At 62.8% G+C, this 22,801-nt stretch carries 20 protein-coding genes; 11 read left to right on the top strand and 9 right to left on the bottom strand.

Annotated features, from left to right (window positions below; genetic code table 11):
- Positions 1-109 precede the first annotated feature (109 nt).
- Entirely contained in the window at positions 110-1,285 is a 1,176-nt protein-coding gene (locus KCX59_RS06030; protein ID WP_179018166.1) for a zinc-dependent alcohol dehydrogenase, read from the top strand.
- Positions 1,286-1,397: 112 nt separating this feature from the next.
- On the top strand, positions 1,398-1,583 hold the full coding sequence (locus tag KCX59_RS06025; protein ID WP_026005342.1) for a CsbD family protein: 186 nt from the start codon (positions 1,398-1,400) through the stop codon (positions 1,581-1,583).
- A 143-nt stretch (positions 1,584-1,726) separates the two neighbouring features.
- Here the strand turns inward: KCX59_RS06025 and KCX59_RS06020 are convergent, their stop codons facing one another.
- Positions 1,727-3,454, bottom strand: a complete 1,728-nt coding sequence (locus KCX59_RS06020) for a purine-cytosine permease family protein (RefSeq protein WP_179018165.1) — start codon at positions 3,452-3,454, stop codon at positions 1,727-1,729.
- Between the two features lie 194 nt (positions 3,455-3,648).
- Between KCX59_RS06020 and bioB the strand changes: the two genes are divergently transcribed.
- The 7 genes from bioB to KCX59_RS05985 are packed head-to-tail and all read left to right on the top strand — an operon-like array spanning position 3,649 to position 9,724.
- Entirely contained in the window at positions 3,649-4,683 is a 1,035-nt protein-coding gene (bioB, locus tag KCX59_RS06015) for a biotin synthase BioB (protein ID WP_179018164.1), read from the top strand.
- Positions 4,680-4,913 (top strand): hypothetical protein, encoded by a 234-nt coding sequence (locus KCX59_RS06010; protein WP_179018163.1) that lies wholly within the window; start codon positions 4,680-4,682, stop codon positions 4,911-4,913. Before bioB ends, KCX59_RS06010 begins: the two co-directional genes overlap by 4 nt.
- Positions 4,910-6,235: an adenosylmethionine--8-amino-7-oxononanoate transaminase gene (locus tag KCX59_RS06005; protein ID WP_179018162.1), complete on the top strand. Its 1,326-nt coding sequence runs from the start codon at positions 4,910-4,912 to the stop codon at positions 6,233-6,235. Before KCX59_RS06010 ends, KCX59_RS06005 begins: the two co-directional genes overlap by 4 nt.
- An 8-nt stretch (positions 6,236-6,243) precedes the next feature.
- A complete protein-coding gene (locus KCX59_RS06000) occupies positions 6,244-7,401 on the top strand; it encodes an 8-amino-7-oxononanoate synthase (protein ID WP_179018187.1) in 1,158 nt (385 codons plus the stop codon).
- Complete coding sequence (bioD, locus tag KCX59_RS05995; protein WP_179018161.1) at positions 7,398-8,081, top strand: dethiobiotin synthase; 684 nt, start codon at positions 7,398-7,400, stop codon at positions 8,079-8,081. The genes KCX59_RS06000 and bioD overlap by 4 nt, the downstream gene beginning before the upstream one ends.
- Positions 8,078-9,274 (top strand): cytochrome P450, encoded by a 1,197-nt coding sequence (locus KCX59_RS05990; protein ID WP_179018160.1) that lies wholly within the window; start codon positions 8,078-8,080, stop codon positions 9,272-9,274. The genes bioD and KCX59_RS05990 overlap by 4 nt, the downstream gene beginning before the upstream one ends.
- A gap of 9 nt (positions 9,275-9,283) precedes the next feature.
- On the top strand, positions 9,284-9,724 hold the full coding sequence (locus tag KCX59_RS05985) for a very short patch repair endonuclease (RefSeq protein ID WP_179018159.1): 441 nt from the start codon (positions 9,284-9,286) through the stop codon (positions 9,722-9,724).
- Here KCX59_RS05985 and KCX59_RS05980 read toward each other — a convergent pair.
- Positions 9,721-9,909, bottom strand: coding sequence for a hypothetical protein (locus KCX59_RS05980; RefSeq protein WP_178994235.1), 189 nt, complete (start codon positions 9,907-9,909; stop codon positions 9,721-9,723). The two genes, KCX59_RS05985 and KCX59_RS05980, sit on opposite strands and share 4 nt — an antisense overlap.
- 191 nt (positions 9,910-10,100) lie before the next feature.
- On the opposite strand from KCX59_RS05980, the gene KCX59_RS05975 reads away from it, so the two are divergent.
- A complete protein-coding gene (locus KCX59_RS05975) occupies positions 10,101-10,481 on the top strand; it encodes an Hpt domain-containing protein (RefSeq protein WP_179018158.1) in 381 nt (126 codons plus the stop codon).
- Positions 10,482-10,592: 111 nt separating this feature from the next.
- On the opposite strand, the gene KCX59_RS05970 is transcribed toward KCX59_RS05975, so the two are convergent.
- Positions 10,593-11,333: a response regulator transcription factor gene (locus KCX59_RS05970; RefSeq protein ID WP_179018157.1), complete on the bottom strand. Its 741-nt coding sequence runs from the start codon at positions 11,331-11,333 to the stop codon at positions 10,593-10,595.
- Between the two features lie 99 nt (positions 11,334-11,432).
- Between KCX59_RS05970 and KCX59_RS05965 the strand changes: the two genes are divergently transcribed.
- Positions 11,433-13,103, top strand: coding sequence for a sensor histidine kinase (locus tag KCX59_RS05965; protein ID WP_178994347.1), 1,671 nt, complete (start codon positions 11,433-11,435; stop codon positions 13,101-13,103).
- A 3-nt stretch (positions 13,104-13,106) separates the two neighbouring features.
- Here the strand turns inward: KCX59_RS05965 and KCX59_RS05960 are convergent, their stop codons facing one another.
- From KCX59_RS05960 to KCX59_RS05935, 6 genes are all read right to left on the bottom strand, one after another.
- Positions 13,107-13,367 carry a PLDc N-terminal domain-containing protein gene (locus tag KCX59_RS05960; protein ID WP_178994346.1) on the bottom strand — a complete coding sequence of 87 codons (261 nt, stop codon included), beginning with the start codon at positions 13,365-13,367 and terminating at the stop codon, positions 13,107-13,109.
- A gap of 33 nt (positions 13,368-13,400) precedes the next feature.
- The gene (locus KCX59_RS05955; protein WP_178994344.1) at positions 13,401-14,609 is read right to left on the bottom strand and encodes a 5-methylcytosine restriction system specificity protein McrC; all 1,209 of its coding nucleotides are present in this window, start codon (positions 14,607-14,609) and stop codon (positions 13,401-13,403) included.
- A 94-nt stretch (positions 14,610-14,703) separates the two neighbouring features.
- On the bottom strand, positions 14,704-16,938 hold the full coding sequence (locus tag KCX59_RS05950) for an McrB family protein (protein ID WP_178994342.1): 2,235 nt from the start codon (positions 16,936-16,938) through the stop codon (positions 14,704-14,706).
- A 96-nt stretch (positions 16,939-17,034) separates the two neighbouring features.
- Positions 17,035-17,637: a DUF1349 domain-containing protein gene (locus KCX59_RS05945; RefSeq protein WP_179018156.1), complete on the bottom strand. Its 603-nt coding sequence runs from the start codon at positions 17,635-17,637 to the stop codon at positions 17,035-17,037.
- Between the two features lie 101 nt (positions 17,638-17,738).
- Positions 17,739-19,676: a DUF5107 domain-containing protein gene (locus tag KCX59_RS05940; RefSeq protein ID WP_370629207.1), complete on the bottom strand. Its 1,938-nt coding sequence runs from the start codon at positions 19,674-19,676 to the stop codon at positions 17,739-17,741.
- Between the two features lies 1 nt (position 19,677).
- Positions 19,678-22,749 carry a glycoside hydrolase domain-containing protein gene (locus KCX59_RS05935; protein WP_179018155.1) on the bottom strand — a complete coding sequence of 1,024 codons (3,072 nt, stop codon included), beginning with the start codon at positions 22,747-22,749 and terminating at the stop codon, positions 19,678-19,680.
- Positions 22,750-22,801: the final 52 nt, after the last annotated feature.

Raw genomic sequence — 22,801 nt, 5'->3', positions numbered from 1 at the left:
CTGGTGGTGTCGAGGCTGGCAGCCTTGTGCACCTCTACCATCTCTGCTTCGCTGGGAGGGTCTCCAGCAGGGAGGGACCCACCCAGCCGAAACGCAGGGAGAATCAATCGTGAAAGCAGTGACATGGCAAGGCCGGCGCTCCGTCAGCGTCGAAGACGTACCCGATCCCGCCATCCAGGAACCCACGGACGCGATCGTCCGGATCACGTCCACGGCCATTTGCGGCTCAGACCTTCACCTTTACGAAGTGCTGGGCCCGTACATGCACAAGGGCGATGTCATCGGGCACGAGCCCATGGGAATCGTGGAAGAAGTAGGCTCCGGAGTCCACCGGCTCAAAAAGGGCGACCGCGTGGTGGTGCCGTTCAACATCTCCTGCGGTCATTGCTACATGTGCAACCTAGGCCTTCAATCGCAATGCGAAACCACACAAGTGACAGCAAAAGGATCAGGGGCGGCACTTTTCGGCTATTCAGAACTGTACGGCTCCGTTCCGGGCGGACAGGCGCAATACCTGCGCGTTCCCTTCGCGGATTACGGACCCGTCAAAATCGACTCGGACGCACCGGACGAGCGCTACTTGTTTCTCTCAGACATCCTGCCCACAGCATGGCAGGCAGTGGAGTACGCGAATGTGCCGGCCGGTGGCACGCTTGCCGTGCTCGGGCTGGGCCCGGTGGGCCAGTTCGTCGCAAGGATCGGGGCCCACAAGGGTTTCCGGGTGATCGGCGTGGATCCCGTTCCCGAACGTCGAGCAATGGCGGAGACCCATGGCATAGAGACCATGGACTACAGCTCCCACGTGGCCGACGAGATCCGCGAGCAGACACTCGGCCGCGGCCCCGACTCCGTGGTGGACGCTGTGGGCATGGAAGCTCACGGATCCCCCGTGGCATCCTTCCTTCACCGGGCCGTCTCGTTGTTGCCGGACAAACCTGCACAGGTGGCCATGGAAACCATGAGCGTTGACCGGCTTGCGGCGCTCCACACAGCCGTGGACCTGGTGCGACGCGGTGGGACGGTTTCCTTAAGCGGCGTCTACGGCGGCCAAGCCGATCCCATGCCGCTCATGACCATGTTCGACAAGCAAATCCAGCTCCGCATGGGCCAATGCAATGTGCGCAGCTGGACCGACGATCTGCTCCCCTTGGTAGAGGACGACGCCGATCCGCTGGGGGTCATGCATCTGGTCACCCACACGGGAGGACTGGATGACGCCCCCGCGCTCTACGAGAAGTTCCAGAAGAAGCAGGACGGCTGCATCAAAGTAGTGCTCAAGCCCTGACCCCCCGGGATGATGTAGACGGCTCCCTTGCTGGGCGGGCCGTTCAGGAAGTATCCAGAATCGCTCGTTAGCGTAGCAATCGTCAGTGTTGGATTACATCGAAGGAGGGCCCATGGGACTCGGAGACAAGATCAGCAACAAGGCACAGGAAGTCACCGGCAAGGCGAAGGAAGCCTTGGGTGACGCCACCAATAACGAGAAACTGCAGGCCGAAGGTGTCGCTGACCAGGCGGCTGCCAAGACCAAGCAGGCGGGCGAGAACGTGAAGGACACCGCGAAGGACGCCTTCGACAAGTAAGCCCGCAGCAAGAAACACGCGCGGAACGCCCCGGCCTCCCAAAGGAAGCCGGGGCGTTCTGCGTGCACCCAACTAGGTGACAGCACATGTCGGTTTGAGCGCTCAATGGGACGTTTGCTGTTACCTACTTGGGCCAGGCGGGGCTACTTTTGCGCCGGCAGCACCAGCTCGCCCGACTTATCCGTGGACAAGGCGAGGGACGAGATGTATTGGGGTTCGCCGTCGGGCCCGTCCTGGGCTGAGCGGAGCATGTCCGGGCGTTCGAACTCAAGCCCGGTGACATGGCAAAGCAGCTTGGCGTCGCTGGGGTTTCCGTCGGCATCGAACATCGGGAGGTCGATTCCGTCGTCGGTCCTGCGAAGGTAGTAACGGCCCTTGGTCAGCAAAGCCAGCACCGGCGGCAGCACCAAGGCCAGGCCAACCGCGAAGATGGGCGAGAACGGCTGGACAGCTGCGCCGAACGCCCCAAAGAACACTGCGATGGACACCGCCGCGGAGGCAAGCATGGACACGAAACCCACGGGATTCACTGCGTAGAGCATCCCGCGGCGGAACTCCGGAACCTTGGGCGAGATCTTCAGCAGGTACTTGTTGATGGCGATATCGGAGGCCACCGTGACAACCCATGCCATGGCGCAGTTGGCGTAGAAACCCAGGATCGTGTTGAGGAACTCGAACATATTCGACTCCATCAGGATCAGTGCGATGACCAGGTTGACCACTACGAACACCATGCGGCCCGGGTAGGTCTTGGTGATGCGCGTGAAGGAGTTGGTCCACGCCAACGAGCCGGAGTAGGCGTTGGTGACGTTGATCTTGATCTGCGAAATGACCACCAGCACCACGGCCAAGGTCATGGCGAGCCACGCCGGCATCATTTCTTCGTAAACACCAAGGAACTGGTGGACAGGCTCATTCGCGGAAGCGGCTGCCGAGGGATCAAGCTTGGCGATGAGGTAGATCGCGATGAACAATCCAATGATCTGCTTGATGGCGCCGAAGATGACCCAACCCGGTCCGGCAAGGATCACCGCGCGCCACCAAGCGCCCTTGTTTTCGGCCGTCTTGGGCGGCATGAAACGAAGGTAGTCGATTTGCTCAGCGATTTGCGCCATCAGGGACAGGCAGACACCAGCGGCCAGCATCACCGAAGCCAGGTTGGGGCCGCCCTCGCCGGAAGCACCGGTGAACGCGAAGAAGGCATCAATGCTTTCGGGGTGGGACAGGAGCAGGTAGCCCACCGGAACCACCATGAGCAGCAGCCACAGGGGCGTAGTCCACACCTGCAAGGTAGCCAAGGTCTTCATACCGTAAATCACGAGCGGAATGATGATGATGGTGGACACCGCATAACCGATCCACTGCGGGATGCCCAGACCCAACTGCAGGCCTTGGGCCATGATGGATCCTTCAAGGGCGAAGAAGATGAACGTGAAGGTGGCGAAGATGATGTTGGTGACCACCGAGCCGTAATAGCCAAACCCTGAGCCGCGGGTGATCAGGTCCAGATCGATGTTGTACCGTGCGGCATAGTAGGCCAGCGGGAAACCCGTAGCGAAGATGATGACCGCGGCCACGATGATGCCGAAGATCGCGTTCACGGTTCCGTAGGCAATGCCGATATTCGCGCCGATCGAGAAGTCGGCCAAGTACGCAATGCCACCCAGCGCACTCGTTGCCACAACCCCGGCACTCCACTTCCGGTAGGAACGCGGGGCGAACCGGAGCGTGTAGTCCTCCAGGCTCTCCTTCGCGGCACTCATCGCGTCGGCGTTGCCTGCCGTCGGGACACCTGAAGTACCGGTTCCGACGGCGGTTCCTGCCGCCGTCGTCGGCTCCAGTGTTGCGGTACTCGTCTTGTCGTCGCTCATGCGTGGTCGCTTTCGTCGGGGACTTTGCCTCGCCCCCGACGCTAGTCACGCAGCGCGTCAATTCAGTCACGTCCATGTTTCACAGCTGTAACTTCTGCATCAGCCGCCCCGCGCACCCACCACCAAAATCAAGCACCAGGGTTTGTACGCACTCCACAAAATCGCCTTCAACCAGCGCGGATACCGTCAAGGACATGACCACCCAAGCAACAGAAGAAGCCCATGAAACCGGCACCTACGCCATCCTGGACACCGCCCGCGAGCAGGTCCTCGAACGCGGCGAAGGCCTGAACGAGTCTCAACTCAAAGAAATCCTCGAGCTGCCGGACGAGGCCATCCCCGCGGCCCTGCAACTCGCCCATGAGGTTCGCCTCAAGCACTGCGGCGAGGACGTGGAAGTGGAAGGGATCATCTCCATCAAAACCGGCGGCTGCCCCGAGGACTGCCATTTCTGCAGCCAATCCGGCTTGTTCGACTCCCCCGTCCGCGGTGTGTGGCTGGATATCCCGGAGTTGGTCAAGGCCGCGAAGGAAACCGCGGCAACGGGTGCCACCGAGTTTTGCATCGTCGCCGCAGTCCGTGGCCCCGACATCAAGCTCATGAACCAGATCAAGTTCGCGATCGACCGCATCAGGGAGGAAGTGGACATCAACATCGCTTGCTCCCTGGGCATGCTGACGCAACGCCAAGTGGACCAGTTGGCCGAGTGGGGTGTCCACCGCTACAACCACAACCTTGAAACGGCCCGCAGCTTCTTCCCTGAAGTCGTGACCACGCACAGCTACGAGGAACGCCTGGAAACCTGCGCCATGGTGAAGGCTGCCGGGATGGAACTGTGCTGCGGTGCGCTGATCGGAATGGGCGAATCTGTGGCGCAGCGGGCTGAACTTGCAGCCCAACTCGCTGCCCTCGAACCCCACGAAGTCCCCCTTAACTTCCTCAACCCACGCCCCGGCACACCGCTGGAGAACCAAGGCATCATGGACGGCAAAGACGCCCTCCGTGCCATCGCCGCATTCCGGCTCGCCATGCCGCGCACGGTACTGCGTTATGCCGGCGGGCGTGAACTGACCCTCGGCGACCTCGGCACCCGCGAGGGCCTGCTCGGTGGCATCAACGCCGTCATTGTGGGCAACTACCTCACTACTCTGGGCCGGCCGGCAAACGCCGACCTCAACCTCCTGGTGGAGCTCAACATGCCCATCAAGGAATTCCAGAAGTCGCTGTGACCACCGCAGTCTCCCAGCAGTTTTGCGGGCACTGCGGCGGTGACGGCAACGGCGGCGCCGGCAACGGCGGCGGTGACGGCCCGACGTCGGACGCCCACCGCAGCTGCCGGCAGCGCCTGGCGATGGAGCCGCCGCGTTTTTGCCCGCAGTGCCGCCGCCGCATGAAAGTGCAGGTCACGCCTTTGGGGTGGACCGCTGACTGTTCCCGGCACGGAAGGTTGGCGTCATGAGCTCGCTGATCGGGCGGGACCGGGCTACGTTGTGGCACCCGTACGCGCCGGCTTCGTCCACGTTGCCGCTGTGGGAAGTGGAAGCGGCCGACGGCGTGGCGCTGCGGCTGCGCGACGAGCAGGGGCGGACGCATGAGGTGCCGGATGCGATGTCGTCGTGGTGGTCGGTGATCCACGGCTACCGGAACCCGGTCATGGACGCCGCCATCCGACGCCAACTCAGCAGCTTCAGCCACGTGATGTTCGGCGGGCTGACGCATCAACCTGCTGTTGAGCTCGCGGAAAGCCTGCTGGCCATGGCACCGGCTGAACCGGGCCGCCGTTTGGAGCGCGTGTTCCTGGCTGATTCCGGTTCCATCTCCGTGGAGGTCGCCCTCAAGATGGCTGTGCAGTTCCAAACGGCGGGCGGCCGGCCCAAACGGCAGCGTTTCCTCACCATTCGGGGCGGTTACCACGGGGACACGTTCGCGGCCATGGGCGTCTGCGATCCTGTGGACGGCATGCATTCGTCCTTCCCCGGGCTGCTGGCGCGCAACGTGTTTGCACCGCGCCCGCCTGCCGCTGCAACAGTCACCACAGCAGCCATCGCAGAATGGCGGGCAGAAGTGGAAGAGCTGGCCAGACTGCACTCCAACGAGCTCGCGGCGATCATCGTGGAGCCGATGCTGCAAGGCGCCGGCGGCATGTTCATCTACCCGGCCGAGTGCGTGCGGACCCTGCGCGATATTGCGGACCACCACGGATGGTTGCTGATCCTGGACGAGATCGCCACTGGCTTCGGGCGAACCGGTGAACTCTTTGCCGCGCAACACTCCGGCGTTGTCCCCGACATTCTGTGTGTTGGTAAGGCGCTCACCGGCGGCTACCTCACCCTCGCTGCGACGCTATGTACGGGCGAGGTAGCCCGCACGGTTTCCGCCGGCGAAGCGGGGGCACTCCTGCACGGGCCCACCTTCATGGCCAACCCGTTGGCGTGCGCCGCGGCCAACGCAAGCTTGGGCATCCTTGCAACGGGGGCTTGGCGTGCGGACGTAGCACGCGTTGGTGCCGGTCTCACAGCGGGGCTGGCTCCTGCGTTGAAGCTCGACGCCGTTGCTGACGTCCGCACCTTCGGTGCCGTGGGAGTCATTGAGTTAACGGACCCCGTGGACGTCGCCGCAGTGACACGTGCCGCCGTCGACCACGGCGTATGGGTCCGCCCCTTCAGAGACCTCATCTACGCAATGCCGCCGTACGTCAGTTCCGACACCGACGTGTGCGTGATGGCTTCTGCGATGGTGGCTGCAGTGGAAGAAACCTCCAAACAAAGGGTGGCTGCGTGAGTATCGCCATGACCCAGTGGTTGGAGGAGCAGGCCCGGGTCCGCGAGCGCCGGGGCCTGGTGAGGAGTCCGTTGGTGCGCGTGGCGAACGACCGGATGGTTGATCTTGCCAGCAACGACTATCTCGGCTTGGCCACGGATGCCAGGCTCGCCGAGGCTGCACGGGAAGCCATCGCGAAGTGGGGCACGGGCGCCACATCATCCCGGTTGGTGGCGGGTACAACCGAGCTGCACGTGGAGTTGGAGCACGCCCTCGCGCAACTGACGGGAATGGACGCAGCGCTGGTCTTTTCCTCCGGCTACCTCGCGAATCTTGGAGTCACCACGGCCCTCGGCGGTCCGGGAACGTTGATCGTGGCCGACGAGCAATGCCACGCCTCGCTGATCGACGGCTTCAGGTTAAGCCGCTCCGAGGTGCTGAATTTCAGGCACAACAGTGTGCAGGATGCGGCGGACAAGCTGGCCAACCGCACGCAGCCCCGGGCGCTCATCGCCGTGGAGTCCATCTATAGCGTGGGCGGAGATGCGGCACCGCTGTCGGAACTCCTGGCGTTGGCGGAAGGACATGACGCCATGCTGCTGGTTGACGAAGCCCATAGCCTGGGTGTCTCGGGCTCGGGATCCAACGCAGGGCGGGGTGCCATCGCAGGAACCAGGTTGGCCGGCCATCCCAACGTCATCGTCACCGCCACTCTTTCCAAGGCACTCGGCAGCCAAGGCGGGGCGGTGCTTGGCTCACTGTTGCTCAGGGAGCATCTGGTCAACCGGGCCAGGAGCTTCGTCTTCGACACCGCGTTGGCTCCCCCTGCGGCAGCTGCCGCGCTCGCGGCCATTGGCGTCATCACGGCCGAGCCGTGGCGTGCCGCGGCTGTCCATCACAATGCAGCCGCACTGGCTACCGGACTGCAAGCTGCGCAGGGAAGGCCCGGTACCGCCGTCGACCGTTCCCTCGGAGCAGTCCAGTCCATTCCCATGGCGTCCGCCGAGGCTGCCCTTGCAGCAGCCCGAGCAGCACATGAGGCCGGTGTCCGTGTGGGTTGCTTCCGTCCACCGTCCGTCCCGGATGGGGTGTCCCGCCTTCGCCTGACGGCGCGCGCCACCCTCACATCGGCGGACATCGAGCAAGCCTGCGCAGCGTTGCGCAGCATCCTGGAGAGAACATCATGAAACTGCCTCCTGTCATCCTGGTCACCGGTACCGATACCGGCGTCGGCAAGACCATCACGACGGCTGCCATCACCGCCGCACTTCATGCCCGCGGCCGGACGGTTGCCGTTTACAAGCCGTGCCAGAGCGGAAATGCGCTGGGTGATTCAGACTGTGCCGAGATAGCACGGTTGGCCGATCCTGTGACGTCGGAAGCCGGCGTCGTTCTCGAAGAACCTATGGCACCCGTCCCTGCCGCGGCACTGGACGAGGTCACATTGCCGTCGCTCGCCGTTCATGCCAATCGGATTCGTGAGCTGACCGCCCGCCACGACCACGTGCTGGTGGAAGGCGCCGGCGGGTTGCTGGTGGAGTTGGACCACGACGGCGGAACGCTGGCTGATCTCGGCACGCACCTTGGAGGCATGGCTGGATTTGCCGTGGTGGCCAGGCCGGCGTTGGGCACGTTGAACCATACGGCCCTGACCCTGGAGGCGTTGGATTCCCGGACCCTGCCGGTGGTGGGGGTGGTCCTCGGGAGCTGGCCGGCAAGGCCGGGTGCGGTGGAGCTCAGCAACCGGGCGACTCTGCGGAGTTGGCCCGTTCCGTTCCTGGGTGCGGTTCCTGACGGTGCCTCCGGACTGGATCCGACCGATTTCCGCTCTCATGCAGGCGAATGGCTTGAAGGGTTGCCGGTATGAGCGCGGCGATGCCTGCCGAAGCGGGACTTCCCGAAACCCGCCGCTGTCCTTACCGGGTATTGCGGAACCCCGACACTGTGAGGGAAGTGCTGCACAGACCCCAGGACTTCAGTCCGGCCAATGCCCTGCTGGCGGTAACTCCCTTGAGCGGACAGGCGCTGCGCATATTGCAGAAGGCCCGGTTTGCGCTGCCGCCGATCCTTGCGAGCAACGATACCGAGACCCATGCCGGGATTCGAAAAGTGGTGGCGGGATTCTTCACCCCGGCAAGAGTGGCGGCAATGGAGCCACGTATTCGGGGCTTGGCCCGGGAATCGGCAGCCCGGGCCGCGCAGCGTCTGGCCTCTGGGGGAAGCGTGGACCTGGTGCAGGCCGTCGCCGCAAATCCCCCGGCTGTCATCATGCTCGAGATGTTGGGGCTGCCCGTGCGTGACCTCCCGGCGTTGAAGTCCTGGAGCCTGGACTCCCTGGAACTGTTCTGGGGTTGGCCGGATGCTGACCGGCAACTCGAATTGGCACACAGCGCCGCGGATTTCTACCGCTGGTTGAGGGAACTGGTTGTGGAGTTCGTGGCATCGGCGGAATCAGGCGCGTCAGCGCAACCCAACCTCTTCAACGCGCTGGCCCGCCACGGTCTGAGCACACCGGAGATCTGCTCCCTGGGCTACTTCCTCCTGATCGCGGGGCAAGAGACCACTACCCAACTCATCAGCACCACGCTGTTCCGGCTGGCCGAGGGCTCCCGGGGCATCTCGTGGAGTGAGGCAGCAACGGCCCTGAAGGCACGGGACCTGGTCCGGCACGTCCTCGCAACCGAGTCATCCGTTCCCACATGGCGGCGTGTGGCAATCCAGGACACCTATTTGGACGGACGAGCCATCGCGGCCGGTGAGGAGCTGCTGCTGGAATTGACCGGCAACCAAGGATTCCCCTGGGCCGAAATAGCGGCCGCCGAGGCGGCAGACGCTGACCATCCCGGGACCGACCGCCCGGGACCGACACCCTACGGCTTGGCGTTTGGCTCCGGGATCCACCGCTGCCTCGGCGCCAAACTCGCAGAGCTGGAGGCCGCCGTCGTCGTTCATGAAACAGCAGCGGCCATCAAGGGGGTCCGGCTGCAGAATTCAAGCCCGGACTGGATACGGTTGCTGTCCTTCCAAGCCCCCCGAACAGTGGTGGTAGAGCCTGGGTAGGCTTGATGCATGGGCGAGAGCCGGGACCTTTTAACGCGGGAGCAGCGCAGCCGCAACATGTCCAAAATCCGTGGGAAGAACACCAAACCGGAGTTGCTGGTCCGGCGGCTCCTGCACGCGAAAGGCTACCGGTACCGCCTCCACGGAAAGGCCGGAACGGCGCAACTACCGGGCCACCCCGACCTTGTGTTCGCGGGCCGGCGCAAGGTCATTTTCGTCAATGGCTGTTTCTGGCATTTCCATGAGTGCAAGGCAGGGCAGCACGCCCCGGCAGCGAACGCGGAATTCTGGGAAGCCAAGAGAACACGAACCCGCGAAAGGGACGCGCTGCAGCGGGAACAGCTGGAAGCTGCCGGCTGGAAGGTGCTCACGGTCTGGGAGTGCCAGCTGAAGGACAGATCCATGCTCGAGGAGCGGCTCACGGAATTTCTGGAATCAGCGATGGACTAACGCGCAGTTGTGGTGGGCACGGTGGTGGTGGTCGGAGCGGACTCCGCGGATCGATCTGTGACAGCCGTTTGGGAGCTCTGCTGCCACAGTGCGAAGGCAGCCGACCCACCAATGCCCAGCAGGACAGTCATACAGACCACGATGATGAGCATGAGGCCCGGTGACGTGCGAGCACCACTTTCCATGTTGTTTCCCGTTCCCCTGATGCAGCCTGGAAACACCCAGATCTGCTTTTCACTACTTTGTGGGGCCGGGATCAAGAGTGGCTCTGAGTCCGCTCAAGATTGGATCAATCTTTGGCTAATTGGCGCTTCGCAAGTTCCACGCGTCCTACTGTTGAATCGTGAATCTATTGTTTGGAGGCGGGAGGGGTTTGGTGTCTGAGTATGAAGAATGCACCGACGCCCTGGTGGATCCCACCGTCCTCACCGAACTCCAAGCTGAGCTTGGCGGCGACCAAGCCATCATCAGCACCTTCATCCGTAACTACGCAGAGCTGCTGCCGTGGCGTGTGGAGCGGCTTCATCATGCCTTGGAAAAGCTCGACATCGAAGACGCCATGGATGCCGTCCTTAGCCTGAAGACATCCAGCCACATGGTGGGTGCAATCTGCATGAGTCGGTTGGCCACAGGGCTGGAAATCAGCATCAGGCTCCTACCCGGCCCAGCCCACTTGGACGAGCTCCGCGCGCTAGTCAACGAAATCGAGCACTTCGTCCCGGCAACGATCCGGGAGCTGGGAACCCCACTCTCGTAAGATCTTCACGTTATCTGGAGAGCCTCTGCGCGTCGGCTAACCCAAGTAGGTCGCAGTAGTGCTCGTTATGAGCGCTCATAACGCGCTTAACTGCGACCCAGTTGGGCTTGTTCAGCTGTTGCTTGAGGGAGCCAGCCGGTAGCCAACCCCGCGGACGGTCTCAAGCCAACGTGGTGCCTGGATGCTGTCACCAAGTTTCTTGCGCAGGTTTCCCATATGTACCTCAACGGCGCGCTCGTCTGCGTCACTGACGTAACTGCCGACGTCGTATGGTTCGTTGCGTAGGCGACGCGCAAGGTCTGCCTTGGTCCGCACTATCCGTCCGGTCTCCAGCAAAGCGAGCAGGAGGTCGAACTCCGTGCGGGTCAGCTTGAGCTCTTTGCCGTTCAGGACTGCGGTGCGGGAACCGGCAGAAACTGCCAGCCCGTTGTGGCTCATTTCGGGATCCGTTTCTTCCGGCACGCTCTTGGATTCCGACGACGCGCGGGGGCGTCGCATCATCGCTTCAACACGGGCGCGCAATTCCCGGGGACGGAAAGGTTTGGTGAGGTAGTCGTCGCCGCCGGCTTCCAAACCCATGAGGGTGTCCAGCTCTTCGGCGCGTGCCGTCAACATAATGATGTAGGCATCCGAGGATTTCCGGATCTGGCGAGCTACTTCAAAACCATCAATATCGGGCAGGCCCAGATCCAACGTAATAACGTCCGGATTCAGCTCGCGGGCCGATGTCACACCTGCGGATCCCGTGGACGCGACATGTACGTCAAATCCCGCCTGGGATAGAACTACGCGTACCAATTCGCGAATATCCTGGTCATCTTCAATAACCAGCCCCACACGTGCTTCACTCATCGCTGCCCCTCAGCCCCTTCGATAACCTCAGAAGTATATCCATTATGGTTAGGCTGATCTCATGAACCGACTTTCGTCCGCATCCCTGGTGGATGTGCCATGACCCACCCTTCAACTTGGGATATTGGTGACAAGAAGAAATTGTTGGTTTTCAGGCGCTCTTTCCACGAACATACCCTGCGTATGCGCGTTGTCCTCAGCCAACTGCCGTTGTCTGTGTGTGTCTGTATTTCAGCCATCCTGGTTTGGCTGTATTTCCCCGCCACACTTGAGAATCCGCTGTTCCTCATTTTCCTGCTGAGCCAGGCACTCCTGCTAGCGCTGTGCATCATTGTGCCGTGGCACCGGCTACCTTTCCCCAGCTTCCTCACCATCCCCATCCTGGACATGGTTTCCATCGGTTTCGCCCGGGAAGGAGCGGTGGAATCCATCACCGGCCTCAGTGTCCTGGTGGTACTCCCGGTCATCTGGCTGTGCGCTTCAGGGTTGTACCCGAAGCTCGCCATTGTCATGTCCTTCCTGGGACCGTTGGGGATTGTCTGGGTTCCCTTGTTCGTTCGCGGAACCCTCAGCGAACAGGACTTCACCAAGCCGCTCCTGTTCCCTATCCTCATGCTGGGAATTGGAGTTTCCGTCAGCGTCCTGACGCTGAGCATGGTCCGCCAGCAGCGCGCCCTGGAAGAGAAGGACGAGGCACTCAAGGAAGCGCTGAGCGTCAGTACCAAACAGGAACGGCTCCTCAACACCGTCATGGAAGCGCTGCCTCTTGGCGTGGTAGCTGTGGATGGCGATGGCCACGACATCCTCATGAACCGCCGCCAACGCCAAACGCATGCCCTGGCAACTCCCCCGGACAACGACGACCCCAACGAATCCCAGTTGCTGATCTTCGACACGGACAGGACAACGCCGCTGCCTGCGGACCGGCGGCCGGTGCGTCGTGCTGTCCTGGGTGAAAGGTTCACGGACCAGTTGGTGTGGTTGGGCTCCGGAAAGGAACAACGGGCCTTCACAGCGAGTGCACGCCCCATGGTGGATGACGCCGGGAAATTCGCCGGTTCCGTGGTGGTGTTCAGCGACGTCACGGACCTGGTGAACGCGCTGGCCGCCAAGGACGACTTCGTTGCTAATGTCTCCCACGAATTCCGTACCCCGTTGACGTCCATCCTTGGTTACGTCGAGCTCATCCTGGACGAGCCGGACACCCTCGATGCCCGAGCCCGCAAACAACTCGACATCGTCAGGCGCAATGCCGAGCGGCTACTGACGCTCGTCTCGGACCTGCTGGCCGTGCGCTCGGGCCAGATCGTCATACAGCCGCACTCTGTGGACGTGGTGGAGTTGGTGCGTGGCAGCGTCACCTCAGCAGAACCACGCGCGGCCAAGGCCGGAATCCGACTGTCGATGGACCTCCCGGATGCGCTGGAAGCCCACGTTGACTCATCACGGATTGCGCAGGTACTTGACAATCTGGTGTCCAACGCAATCAAGTACTCCCCCGACGGCGGGGATGTGGAAGTAGCTGCCTGGGAGGAGCAGGACTTTGTTTTCTGCCGGGTCACTGACACCGGGATGGGCATGAACGAACAGGAGCAGGCCGAGGCTTTCACCAAGTTCTTCCGCGCCGGCAGGGTACGCAAGAGCGCCATCCCCGGTGTCGGACTGGGGCTGCCCATCAGCAAAGCCATTGTTGAAGCCCACGGAGGGACCATCACACTGGAGAGTGTCCCCGGTCAGGGCACCACTTTTACGGTGAAGATGCCCTCCTGACCGTCAGCTCTTTACTGCCGCTGCGCCTTTCCCTGCATGCTCTGCATCCCGACGGCGGCCAAAAAGGAAGTAGCTGACGGGCCCGAAGAAGTTGATGAAGGAGACCGCCCGCCAGATGGCCTTCCTGCCGCGGATCTGATCGTCCGGGGTCTTGCCGATGCTTCGCTGCGCAGCACCCAAAAGGGCCATATTCACCGCTCCACTAACCACCAGCATGATCCGTTGGCCTTTGGTCATATCGCGCCACGATTTCTTGCGGGCCATGATGCCTCCATCCGTGAAGATTTAGTTATCAGGCTAGTCCGACGCCGACCGGCCCGCCACAGCTTGGCGTACTACTTCGCCCCATGATTGTTCGGCCAGGTCAGCTACGGCGGCCAGGATTTCCGACGGCGGCAGGGACAGGTCCAGTGGGTACTCCACGATGTCGATGTCCGTGTTGAGAATGCGGCGGAGTTTCATTTCCCCCGCCCCCGCGTAGACGAGCCAAGCGGTGGGGACCCTGAGGGCAGTGCAGTACGCCAGCAACTGGTAGTGGTCTGCGCTCAGGGAGGCACCGGCGTCGGAGGCTGCTTGGTATTTGGAGTCATAGACCACCACGGGGCGGCCACCCAGGAAGTGGACGGCGTCGGGACGTACCGTCAGGCGATCGGTGTCCCTGACGGCTTCATTGAGCAGGGCACCGTACTGGAGGCGCATCTCCCCCGGGTGGGCGCTCATGGCGGACCTCAGGGCAGTACCCACGAATTCTTCGAACACCTGGCCCATGTCCACCACGAAGGACGCGGTTTGTTGCTTGCCCTCGCCCGCCTCGGCGGAAGCGTTCCGAAGAATGACCTCGGATAGCCGCAGCACGGCGTGATACCTGAGGTTCATCCTGCTGGCGCGCCACGGCGGGAGCGGCGCTCCGGACTGAAGCCGGGTAACGGCGTCGAGCTTTCCCTTGAGTTGCCTCAAGCGGCTCAAGACATCCGGCCGCACCCCGGGAACCTTTCCCATGCGCTCCAAGGCAGCACGGAGGATGCGGTTCTCCGCGATGTCCTCCGTGAATTCGTCGTAGGAGACCTCCAGAGGAACCATCATCCCCGGGCGTCGGGAGATCTGGTCCGAGATACGGATGCGGCCCTTGACGGTGCGCAGGGACTCTTCCACGGTCAGATAGCCCTGCAGGACGCCACGGCTCAGGGCCTTATCTGCCAGCTGAGCGAGCGATTCGGCCAGCGCGCTCCACAAATCCGGGTGCTCCACGGCCTCCACGGAATGGTCGCGGAAGCCTTGGTCCCCGGCGTAACTCAGCAGGAAAAGAAGCCGGCTGAGGCCAAGCCGATCCTTGGGACGGACTTCCAGCTGCACTGAGGCGGTCCGGACTGAACCCACCTTGCCAATGGGCTCAATCCTGTAAAGGCCCATGCCCATGGGCGACGCCTTGGCCAGGCCGCTGGTGTTGATGAACGCAGCCGAATCGGGATCGAGTTTGTCCACCACCCCACGGGAGAGCTCGTCCATGACGATATGCCGCGGCCCGGAGATGACCCGCCCGGCAGAGGCAGGCGCCCTGCCGGCAGAAGCGGGCGCCCGGCCCGGCCTGGGCGGGATGGCTTTAGCGGGCTGCAAGACGTCCCAGCAACTGGTCCAGGCCGAAGCGTTCCTCCAGCTGCGCGCGGTTCAGCTGCCCGTGGTAGTGCTCCTCCAGCAACGGCATGAGCTCGTACTTCCAGATACGACGGAGTCCCGTGGGGTTCTGCGCCGCGTTCTTCATGAAGTACGACGGCCCGATCATCAGGTCCCGGTCCCAATCGTCGATCGCGTCATTGAGCGCGTCCAGCAGGTCCGCGTTGAGGGTGTCCAGCCCGCGGGCTTCGAGGAAGCGACGCAGGGTGCCGCGGATCGGCTCCTCCTTGGGGTGCAGCTCGATGAACGCGAAACGACGGCGGATGGCGGCATCCATCATGGCGATGGAGCGGTCGGCAGTGTTCATGGTGCCGATGATGTAGAGGTTGTCCGGCAGGCTGAAGGGCTCGTTGGGGCTGTACTGCAGGTAGATACGATCGTCCCGGTACTCCAGGAGGAAGTAGAGCTCACCGAAGACTTTGGCCAGGTTGGCGCGGTTCATTTCATCGATGATCAGGAAGTACGGCTTGTGCGCATTCTCGGCCTTGGCAGCTTCCTCCGCCAGACGCCTCAACGGCCCGGCGACCAGTTTGAAGGACACCTGGCCATCGTCGGTTTTGTCCGGCCGGTAGCCCTCAAAGAAGTCCTCGTAGGCATACGAGGGGTGGAACTGCACCAGCTTCACGCGTTCGTCGGTGTGGTCACCGGCCAGCTCGGCGGCGAGGTGCTTGGCCAAGTAGGTCTTGCCGGTTCCCGGAGGACCGTAAAGGACCAGTTGGCGGTTCTCTTCGAGCAGTTCCGCGATCTCCTTGAGCGGTTCGAGATCCATGTGCAGGGACGCCGCGAACTCTTCCGTCAAGGGCCGGAAACCTTGCTGGACAACCTCGACGACGGTGGTGGGCGGAGCTTCGTCCTCACCATCGGTTTCGGCCTCCACAGGGAGTAGTTCCTGCAGGGCTTGGATCACCCTGGTGACGTCCACGATGATGCCCGGCGTGGACAGTTGCCGCTGGGCATGGCGAGGCAGCTCGGGGATGGCGTAACTGTCCTCGAACCAGCGGACCTTGCGGCGGATACGGCGGTTGTCCTCGTGGTGTTCAGGTTCACCAAGAACCACACCAACGCGCACTCGGCCGGCATGCTGGTACAGCGTGAGGTCGCCCGGCTTCATGACCGTCAGGAAGGCGAAAACAGCCGTCTTGGTGTCTTCGCGTTCCACGTAGCCCAGGTGCTTGTAATCCTCGTCCACGGCATGCTGGACCACGCCAGCCGTAACGCTCGCCGTGAGGGTACGCAGGTGCTCCACGTCCAGAGTGGCCTTTTCCTCGGCAACCCAGCTGTTCAAGAGGTCACCGTTGTCGTGGTGGGTGCGCAGGAGCCAGGAACGACGGCCCGGATCCCCCACCTTGCGCCACTGACTCACCAGTTGGCGGGAATACCAGTCGATGCGCTGCCCGGCTTGCTCGTCCAAGTGGAGGCGAATGCGGTGAATGTCCGCGGTGATGTCCTCGTCCGTGTCACCTTTGGCACCGCCGACGAGTGAAGCGAAGGCGTCCCGGATCTCCCGGCGTTCAACATCGGCCACCACGGGCTCAAAGTAGCTCGGCCACACCAGGTACTCGATGCTGCGGCGAAGGGCGGGCTGATCCTCGGGCGTCGCTGCGGCTAGTTCGTGGAACTTCAACGGGTCCGCAAGCGCTTGGTTGATGGTGGCCGTACTTTGGCTGTCCACGTGGGCCACGAAACGGCACAGCCACTTCAAGTGATCCCAAATGGTCCAGTTGAATTCGGCAGTACGGTCGCGGATAACACCGTGGTCCGTCATCCCCTCGTAGAGTTCTTCCGGCAGCTCGATGGGCGGCTCAACCCATGACGCCGCTTCGGCGACGCGTGCCCTCTTCACTCTGAGGGACTTGACCTCGTGCGCGAGCGGCAGGGATTGCAGGAACAGCAGTTCCACGGCAAGCAGTTTGGCCTCCCGGGACGCGCCTTCCAGGTTCTGCCGCAGGTTGGTCATCATGGGGGCTTTTGAGTCCTCGACCCCGCGTTCGAGCCGTTCGAGAAGCTCTCCGGCCGCATCCGCGGTCCACGTCAACGTCCTGCCGTCCAGCGCGGAAGGTCTCCCGTGAAGCGCCGGACCGAGCACATACCAGGCTGCGTCCTCGATCTCCTTGGAGACTCCGGGGGCACGGTCAATGGCAGTTTTTACGGAGGGAATCACCATGCCAACTTACCTTGTTTGGCTTATCCAAGCATCTGGATATCCACAGGCTTGCCGTTCCACCCGCGTGGCCCGCGATTGGCCTGCGTTGGCGCGCCGCTAGTTTCCGTCGCGGAGGTCCGCCGGAGGTTCTTCCGTCAATTCGATGGTGTCAAAACGCGCCTCGCAGCTCTCCCCCATTGGGGCTTGCGACATGAACCCGACGTGCACAGGTTTCTCCGTATCCAACCTGAACAGCCGGACAAAGGACCACTCCCGGCCATCCGGTGACGAGTGGAAAGCCCACGCTGGACCCACCCGGCTGACCCGCAGGTAAACCCACGGGGCAGTCACCACAGGCCCGTTGGAATCGTCGGAATAGCTGTTGGTCACCACGCTGACCACCATGGCTTCCCCTTGCGGAGAATACTCAAAGCAGAGCTTGGCCCAGTGCTCGCTGTCCGCCCACAGGGTCAACACACCGGCGTCGAAGGTTGTCCGTGGTGAGGCCACCAGAACCCTGGCCGACAACGAGAACGCCGCCGGAGCCCTGAACCCCAGCGCTGTGGCGCCGTGCTGCGGTTCTCCCCCGAGGGAGTCGTTGGTCCAGTCAACCCCGGGCGCAGCCGTGAGAGTCAGCGTCCCCTCCGTCTCGTCATAATTGGCGTGACCAGCGGACGACGTCCACTCCAGGGGCGGGAGTCCAGCTACTTCGGGGATCAATCGGTGCTCCTCTGTATCCTGAAAAAATGGTCAAGAACACGCTTTCAGAGATTGCGGGAGATGTGCGGGAGGCCACACCCGGGCGCCACCAGAAAAGATCTTTACTGCATCCCGAATTGATAGGCCGCAGGGACAGGCTCGCCCGGACATACCTCTTCCCACAATGCGGCTATCGCATCTTCCCCTTCACGGAGGTCCGGAATCTCAACGCCCTCGCGAAGGATGGCAGCCGCCCCACCGGGGTTTCCCGTGCGCGCGAGCGCCAGCGCCCTCAGGAATCTCAAACGTCCGACGGCGGCGGCCTCCTTGGGTGCCATCTCCGCAAGTTCCAGCGCCATGGCCGGGTCACCGTGTCGGTTGCTGAGCGTTACGGCTTCGGTGAGCAAAGCTACGTTTGAAGGGTCAATCTTCACGCCGTTCCGAAGCTCAGCCAGACCCTGCATTTCCTGTCCCTCAGCAAGCAGTGCCAAGCCCAAACCACGGTGCGCGAGCGCCTTGGTACCGAGCGTCACATCGCGGGCCGCCAATACCTCGCGATACAGCGCCTTCGCCCCGCCCAGGTCCTGCCGCGCATGCTTCATGGTGGCCAAATGAAGCTTTGCCTCCGCACTGTCTTGCCCGGCCAGCAAGTCTTCCCAGTCCGCCCCCGCAACGAAACTGGGGGCGCCGTCGAACTCTTTTCCATGCAGCAGCCCAAGCCACGGTTCCTGCTCCGCCGTGGCGCTCTCGTCCACGAAAGGTGTACCGCTTTCATCAATCCAGGCCATGCCTGACCTGTCGCGCCGGGCACGCTCCACAACGCCCCAACCGCTTCCGTGCAGCAGCATTTTCGACGGCGGGATGTCGGCATTGCTGATGGCCGCGGGAAGCATTGCCTCAAGTTCCTCAGGGGGCAGGAGTTGTTCCAACCGTTCGCTGGCGTGGGCCACCGCAGCATCCCAATCGGCACCGTGCGAGGTCTGCGGCTCAAGGTGCCCGTTCCCGTACGCTTCAACCCATGCCCACTCGGCGCCGGCCGGCATCACCAGGTGTTCGAACTGCGTCTGCGCGAGGCCGGCCTGGATCTCGGCGTACGGTCCGGCTCCGGGGCTCAGCCACTCCTGCCAACGCTTTCCTCCCTGTCCTTGGCCCCAGACGAAAAGCTTCTTTCCGCGGAGGAGGCCGGTGGACAGCATCGCCAGCCCGTCGCCGTCGTCGTCCGCTGCCACAACCCAGCGCCGCTCGGACGGATCGATGTCGAAGAAAAAGTCAGCCGCGTGCGGGCTGTTGACCAGCCACGTGCCGTCATACCCTTCATGGTCAGTGGGCCGGACCCGGGTGATGTCGGTGGCGTAGTCACTGCCGAAAGCCTCGTCCGCCGGAGCGATGACCCGAGTACGATCCGTTTCCGGGATGGCTGCGTTGCTCCACCAATACATGGGGACATCGTGATCGTTCGGGTTCCTCAGCCTGACCGCGGCAAAAAGGACGTCCGAGTCCGCAGGCAACCAGATGTCCACCTGGAACACCACTTCCCGCAGCCGCTCGTACTCCCACATGCGCAGGATGTGTTTGCCGTCCGGAGTGTGGACAATCGCGGTGTGCAGCGGATCGCAACTGGTGGGCGAATGACCACGGGTACCGATATTCCATTCCAGCCCACCGGCAAACCACGCCTTGCGCAGCGCAATGTTGGCCAGTTGCGGGGCATCGTGGGTGTGCAGGAGCTGCTTGCCTGTGGCTTTGTCAAATAACTCCCAGATGCGGCCACCCAATGAAGGGACGACGGTCACCTTGAGTTTGCTGTTTTCAAGCACGACGGCGGGCAGTTCCTTGGGTGCTGCTTCGCGGCTGTAGCCGTCCTGCATGAGGTACGGGTAAACGTTGGGCACCACTCCGTAGCGGGCCGAGGTTTGGAGTTCCTCCGGCACGCCCTCGCCCACGGTGTAGGGCTGGTCCAGTTCGGCTGCCACCACCGGCAGGGGGTTCAATGGGCCGAGCTCAGCCATTGTCAGGGAAATAGTGGTGACGGTGAGATTGGAGCTTGCGGTGATGGCCACGTCAGTATCCGATCGTGAGAAGGAGGCCGCGCTGCGGCTCAAGGGTGATGGCTTGGCCGGGCGCGTAGCTCGCGGCGGATTGGAACCCGGGGATGCCCGGGGCTACGACGTCCTGGGCGGCAGCGTCGTCGTCGAAAATCAACGTCACATCCTCAGTTTCACCGGCCCATGACGCCAGCGCTACAACCATTCCGTGCTCTGTCACCCACGTGGTGGCCAGCACGTCCGGGTGGCTGGTCCGTACAGGTGCCTGAGGGTCCCAGAAGCCATGCATCTGCCCGCTTTCCAGCCCGCTTGCGGCCCAGAACTCCCAGAGCGGGCGGTTGTCGACGGCGGGTGCCCGGCCTGTCATGCCGAACACCATGCCACGCCACGGGTTGCCACCGCCTTCCAACATCTCGCCCATGAGTCCGAAGGGAATCCCGGACAGCTCCACCAGCCAATAGTCGGGATCAGTGGTGTGGTAGTCGAAGTACTCCCCCAGCCAGAGCCGGTCCACATAGGGCAGGTGCTCCATGTACAGATTGGCTGAGGACGCGTATCCGTCATGGGCTGTGAACTGGTTGGCGGAATGAAGGTCAATTTCCGGCCCGTCCACACCTCTGGATTGGCAGGCCCTCTCAAGGACCTTGCGGACCCGCAGCATGGCATGCCGGTCATAAGCAATGTCATCAAGGTAAATACCGTCGATCCCGTCCTCGCCCTTGGCCAGTTCATGGAGGCTGCGAACGTAGAAGTTCTCCCATCGCGACTCACCCGTGGTCACCACGGCAATGTCATCCACGTTGGGCGCGAACCACGCTGAGACGTAGCCGCTTCCCGCATGTTCCTGCAGCCAGATATGTCCCTCGCCCGGTCCATCACTGAAGATCTCGTGGTCCAGGTGCAGCAACGGCAACAGCTCCGGACTGTGGAATGTGAGCTCGCGGACCGTGTTGTACACTTTGGCCTTCAGACCCTGCCCATGACACTCGGCAACGTAGTTCCGAAGCGAGTCCCGGGTCAGCAGGGGATCATTGATGAACGGAGCCGGTGCCGTTGCGTGGTGGACATTGACCACGGTGGCTCCCGCGGCCTTGATGTCGGCCGGATTTTCAGGAGCGTGAAAGTAGCGTTTCCCAAGGTGCCTAGTTGGTTCGATCGGCTTGAACGGTGTCAGCAACAGGCGGAAATCAAAGTCCAAGGGCTCGCCGGCAATCAGTGTCCGCGCGCCACTGAAGGCGTTCAGCTTTACAGTGCCGTCCGCCGAGTGCAGGTTAACCCCGCCTCGGACTAAGGCGTCCCCGCTGCTTTGCTGACGATTGGCCCACGACGTCGGCTCCACCAACGGCTTCTCCCGGTAGAAGTTGGTGTTGAGCGGCCGTTCATAGCTGCCATCGCGAAGGGCAAGCTGGATTCCGGCGTTCACACTTCCCAGCCACAGCGCGTCCTGGTTCTTCGCCGATACGTCCCATGCCCAGTCAAGAGATTCCGGTCGCCGCCCACCCGGGACACCCAAGCCCATGGCCAGCGGAACCGCCGCCTCCCAAAACTCAAGCTGCAGCCCAACGTCGATCACGTCCACAGTTTCCGCGGAACTGAGGCGCAGTGAGTACGAAACTGCTCCATCGGCGTCGAGAACGCCGTTCAGCTCCAGTGTCAGCGCTGACTTGCCCTCTTTTCGGCCCGTCCAGCTGCACCGCCACGACGTCCGCCCCGGGCCCTCCTCAGTGAAGATGAGCTGCCCATGCGTCCAATCGATTCCCTCGACGTCCAGTCGCACGGGGGTGCTAAGAAGTTCGACGGCGGGACCATCAGTTGCGGTGACGGCGGCGGTGAAGGTGGACGTCACCTGCGCCGGCAGTCCCGACTCCGTCAACCTCAGGTACCTGCCCAGAATCCCCAACGTCCTGCTCGATTCGTCCAACGTGATGGGCGTGAAGGGCCTAACGAGCTCAGCGTCCTGGGCCACCCGCGAATCCAGCCAAGCCAGGCGCCCCAACAACCGAGGATCGCCGAAGCCGCCGTCGGGTTCTGTGTCCGCGTCTGCACCCACATCAAGCGTGATCTCGACGTCCTGCGCCGCTTGGCCAGTGGCGCTTATACCGGTGGCGGCAATCCTCACCAACGCCTCCACGGTGGTTCCGGCAGCATTGCGCGGGACTGGCAGGATCACGTACAGCGCCTGCACCTGCCCGGCTCTCAAGGCAAGGGTCCTCTGCCATGGCCTGCCCAGACGGTCCACGCCATCAGTGTTGATGCAGTGTCCCCCGGACGGCGCTGTGACTTCGACTGTCACGGCTGCGAGGTCCTGCTGAGCGTGCAACCCAAGTTGGACCACGTAGTCCTCCCCGGGCCGGGCATTGGCTGCGAAGGTCCTCCCCGGCCCGTTGATCACCCAGTGTGCTGGAAGGTCGCCCTGCATGGAGATGGGGTGCAGGCGGTCCTCGGGAAACACCAGGAAGGCCTCGCCCCCGTAAGCCCGGTGGAACTTCTCCAGTTCGTCCATGCGGGCAGTGAAGTTCATCGGCGCGAAGGTATCCCGCTCGCTGGCCGCCTCATATCGCAGGACTGTGGCCTTTGGTAGCTCACGCTTCGCCGGAACCCACTCTGAACGCCCGACGGCGGCAGCCCAGGCAGGGTCTGCGGCAGGACGATGCGGGAGGTACTGCGCCTGGGGATAATGGGGTTTGCCCAGCATGGCGTAGGGCAGGTAATAGACGAAGTAGATCCCCAAGCCATCGATCGCCTCGAAAATAATGCTTCCGGACTCCCGGCTAGCCTCTTCCACGAGCACGTTCCGGACCCTGGTGCCACTCTTTTCCGAGACGATGATGACGTCAACCGACGCCGGGTGGTGGTCCTGCCGTCGCCAGGGGATGACCACCCTGCGAGCACTGGCTGGTAAGTGGGTATCCTGCGCCTCCTCCCCTACTTGGACCACTTCCACCACGAACCGGTGATTTCCGTAGAGCAATTTGTCCCACGCCCCAATGCCACATTCCACCTCCGGGAGGGCTTCGGTCAGCGCACTGTTTCTGCTTATTTTGGGAGGGGAAACGGGGGCCGGTGGAACCGGCGCGGGCAGCGGCATCGCTGGGACTCCTGAAGGTAGCTTCCGGGGCTTTTCATCGAGTTGGTGAATC

The organism is Paenarthrobacter nitroguajacolicus (genome assembly GCF_051027655.1).
Lineage (GTDB): Bacteria > Actinomycetota > Actinomycetes > Actinomycetales > Micrococcaceae > Arthrobacter > Arthrobacter nitroguajacolicus.
The sequence above is the reverse complement of the archived record's forward strand: the minus strand, read 5'-3'. Positions and strand labels throughout refer to the sequence as shown.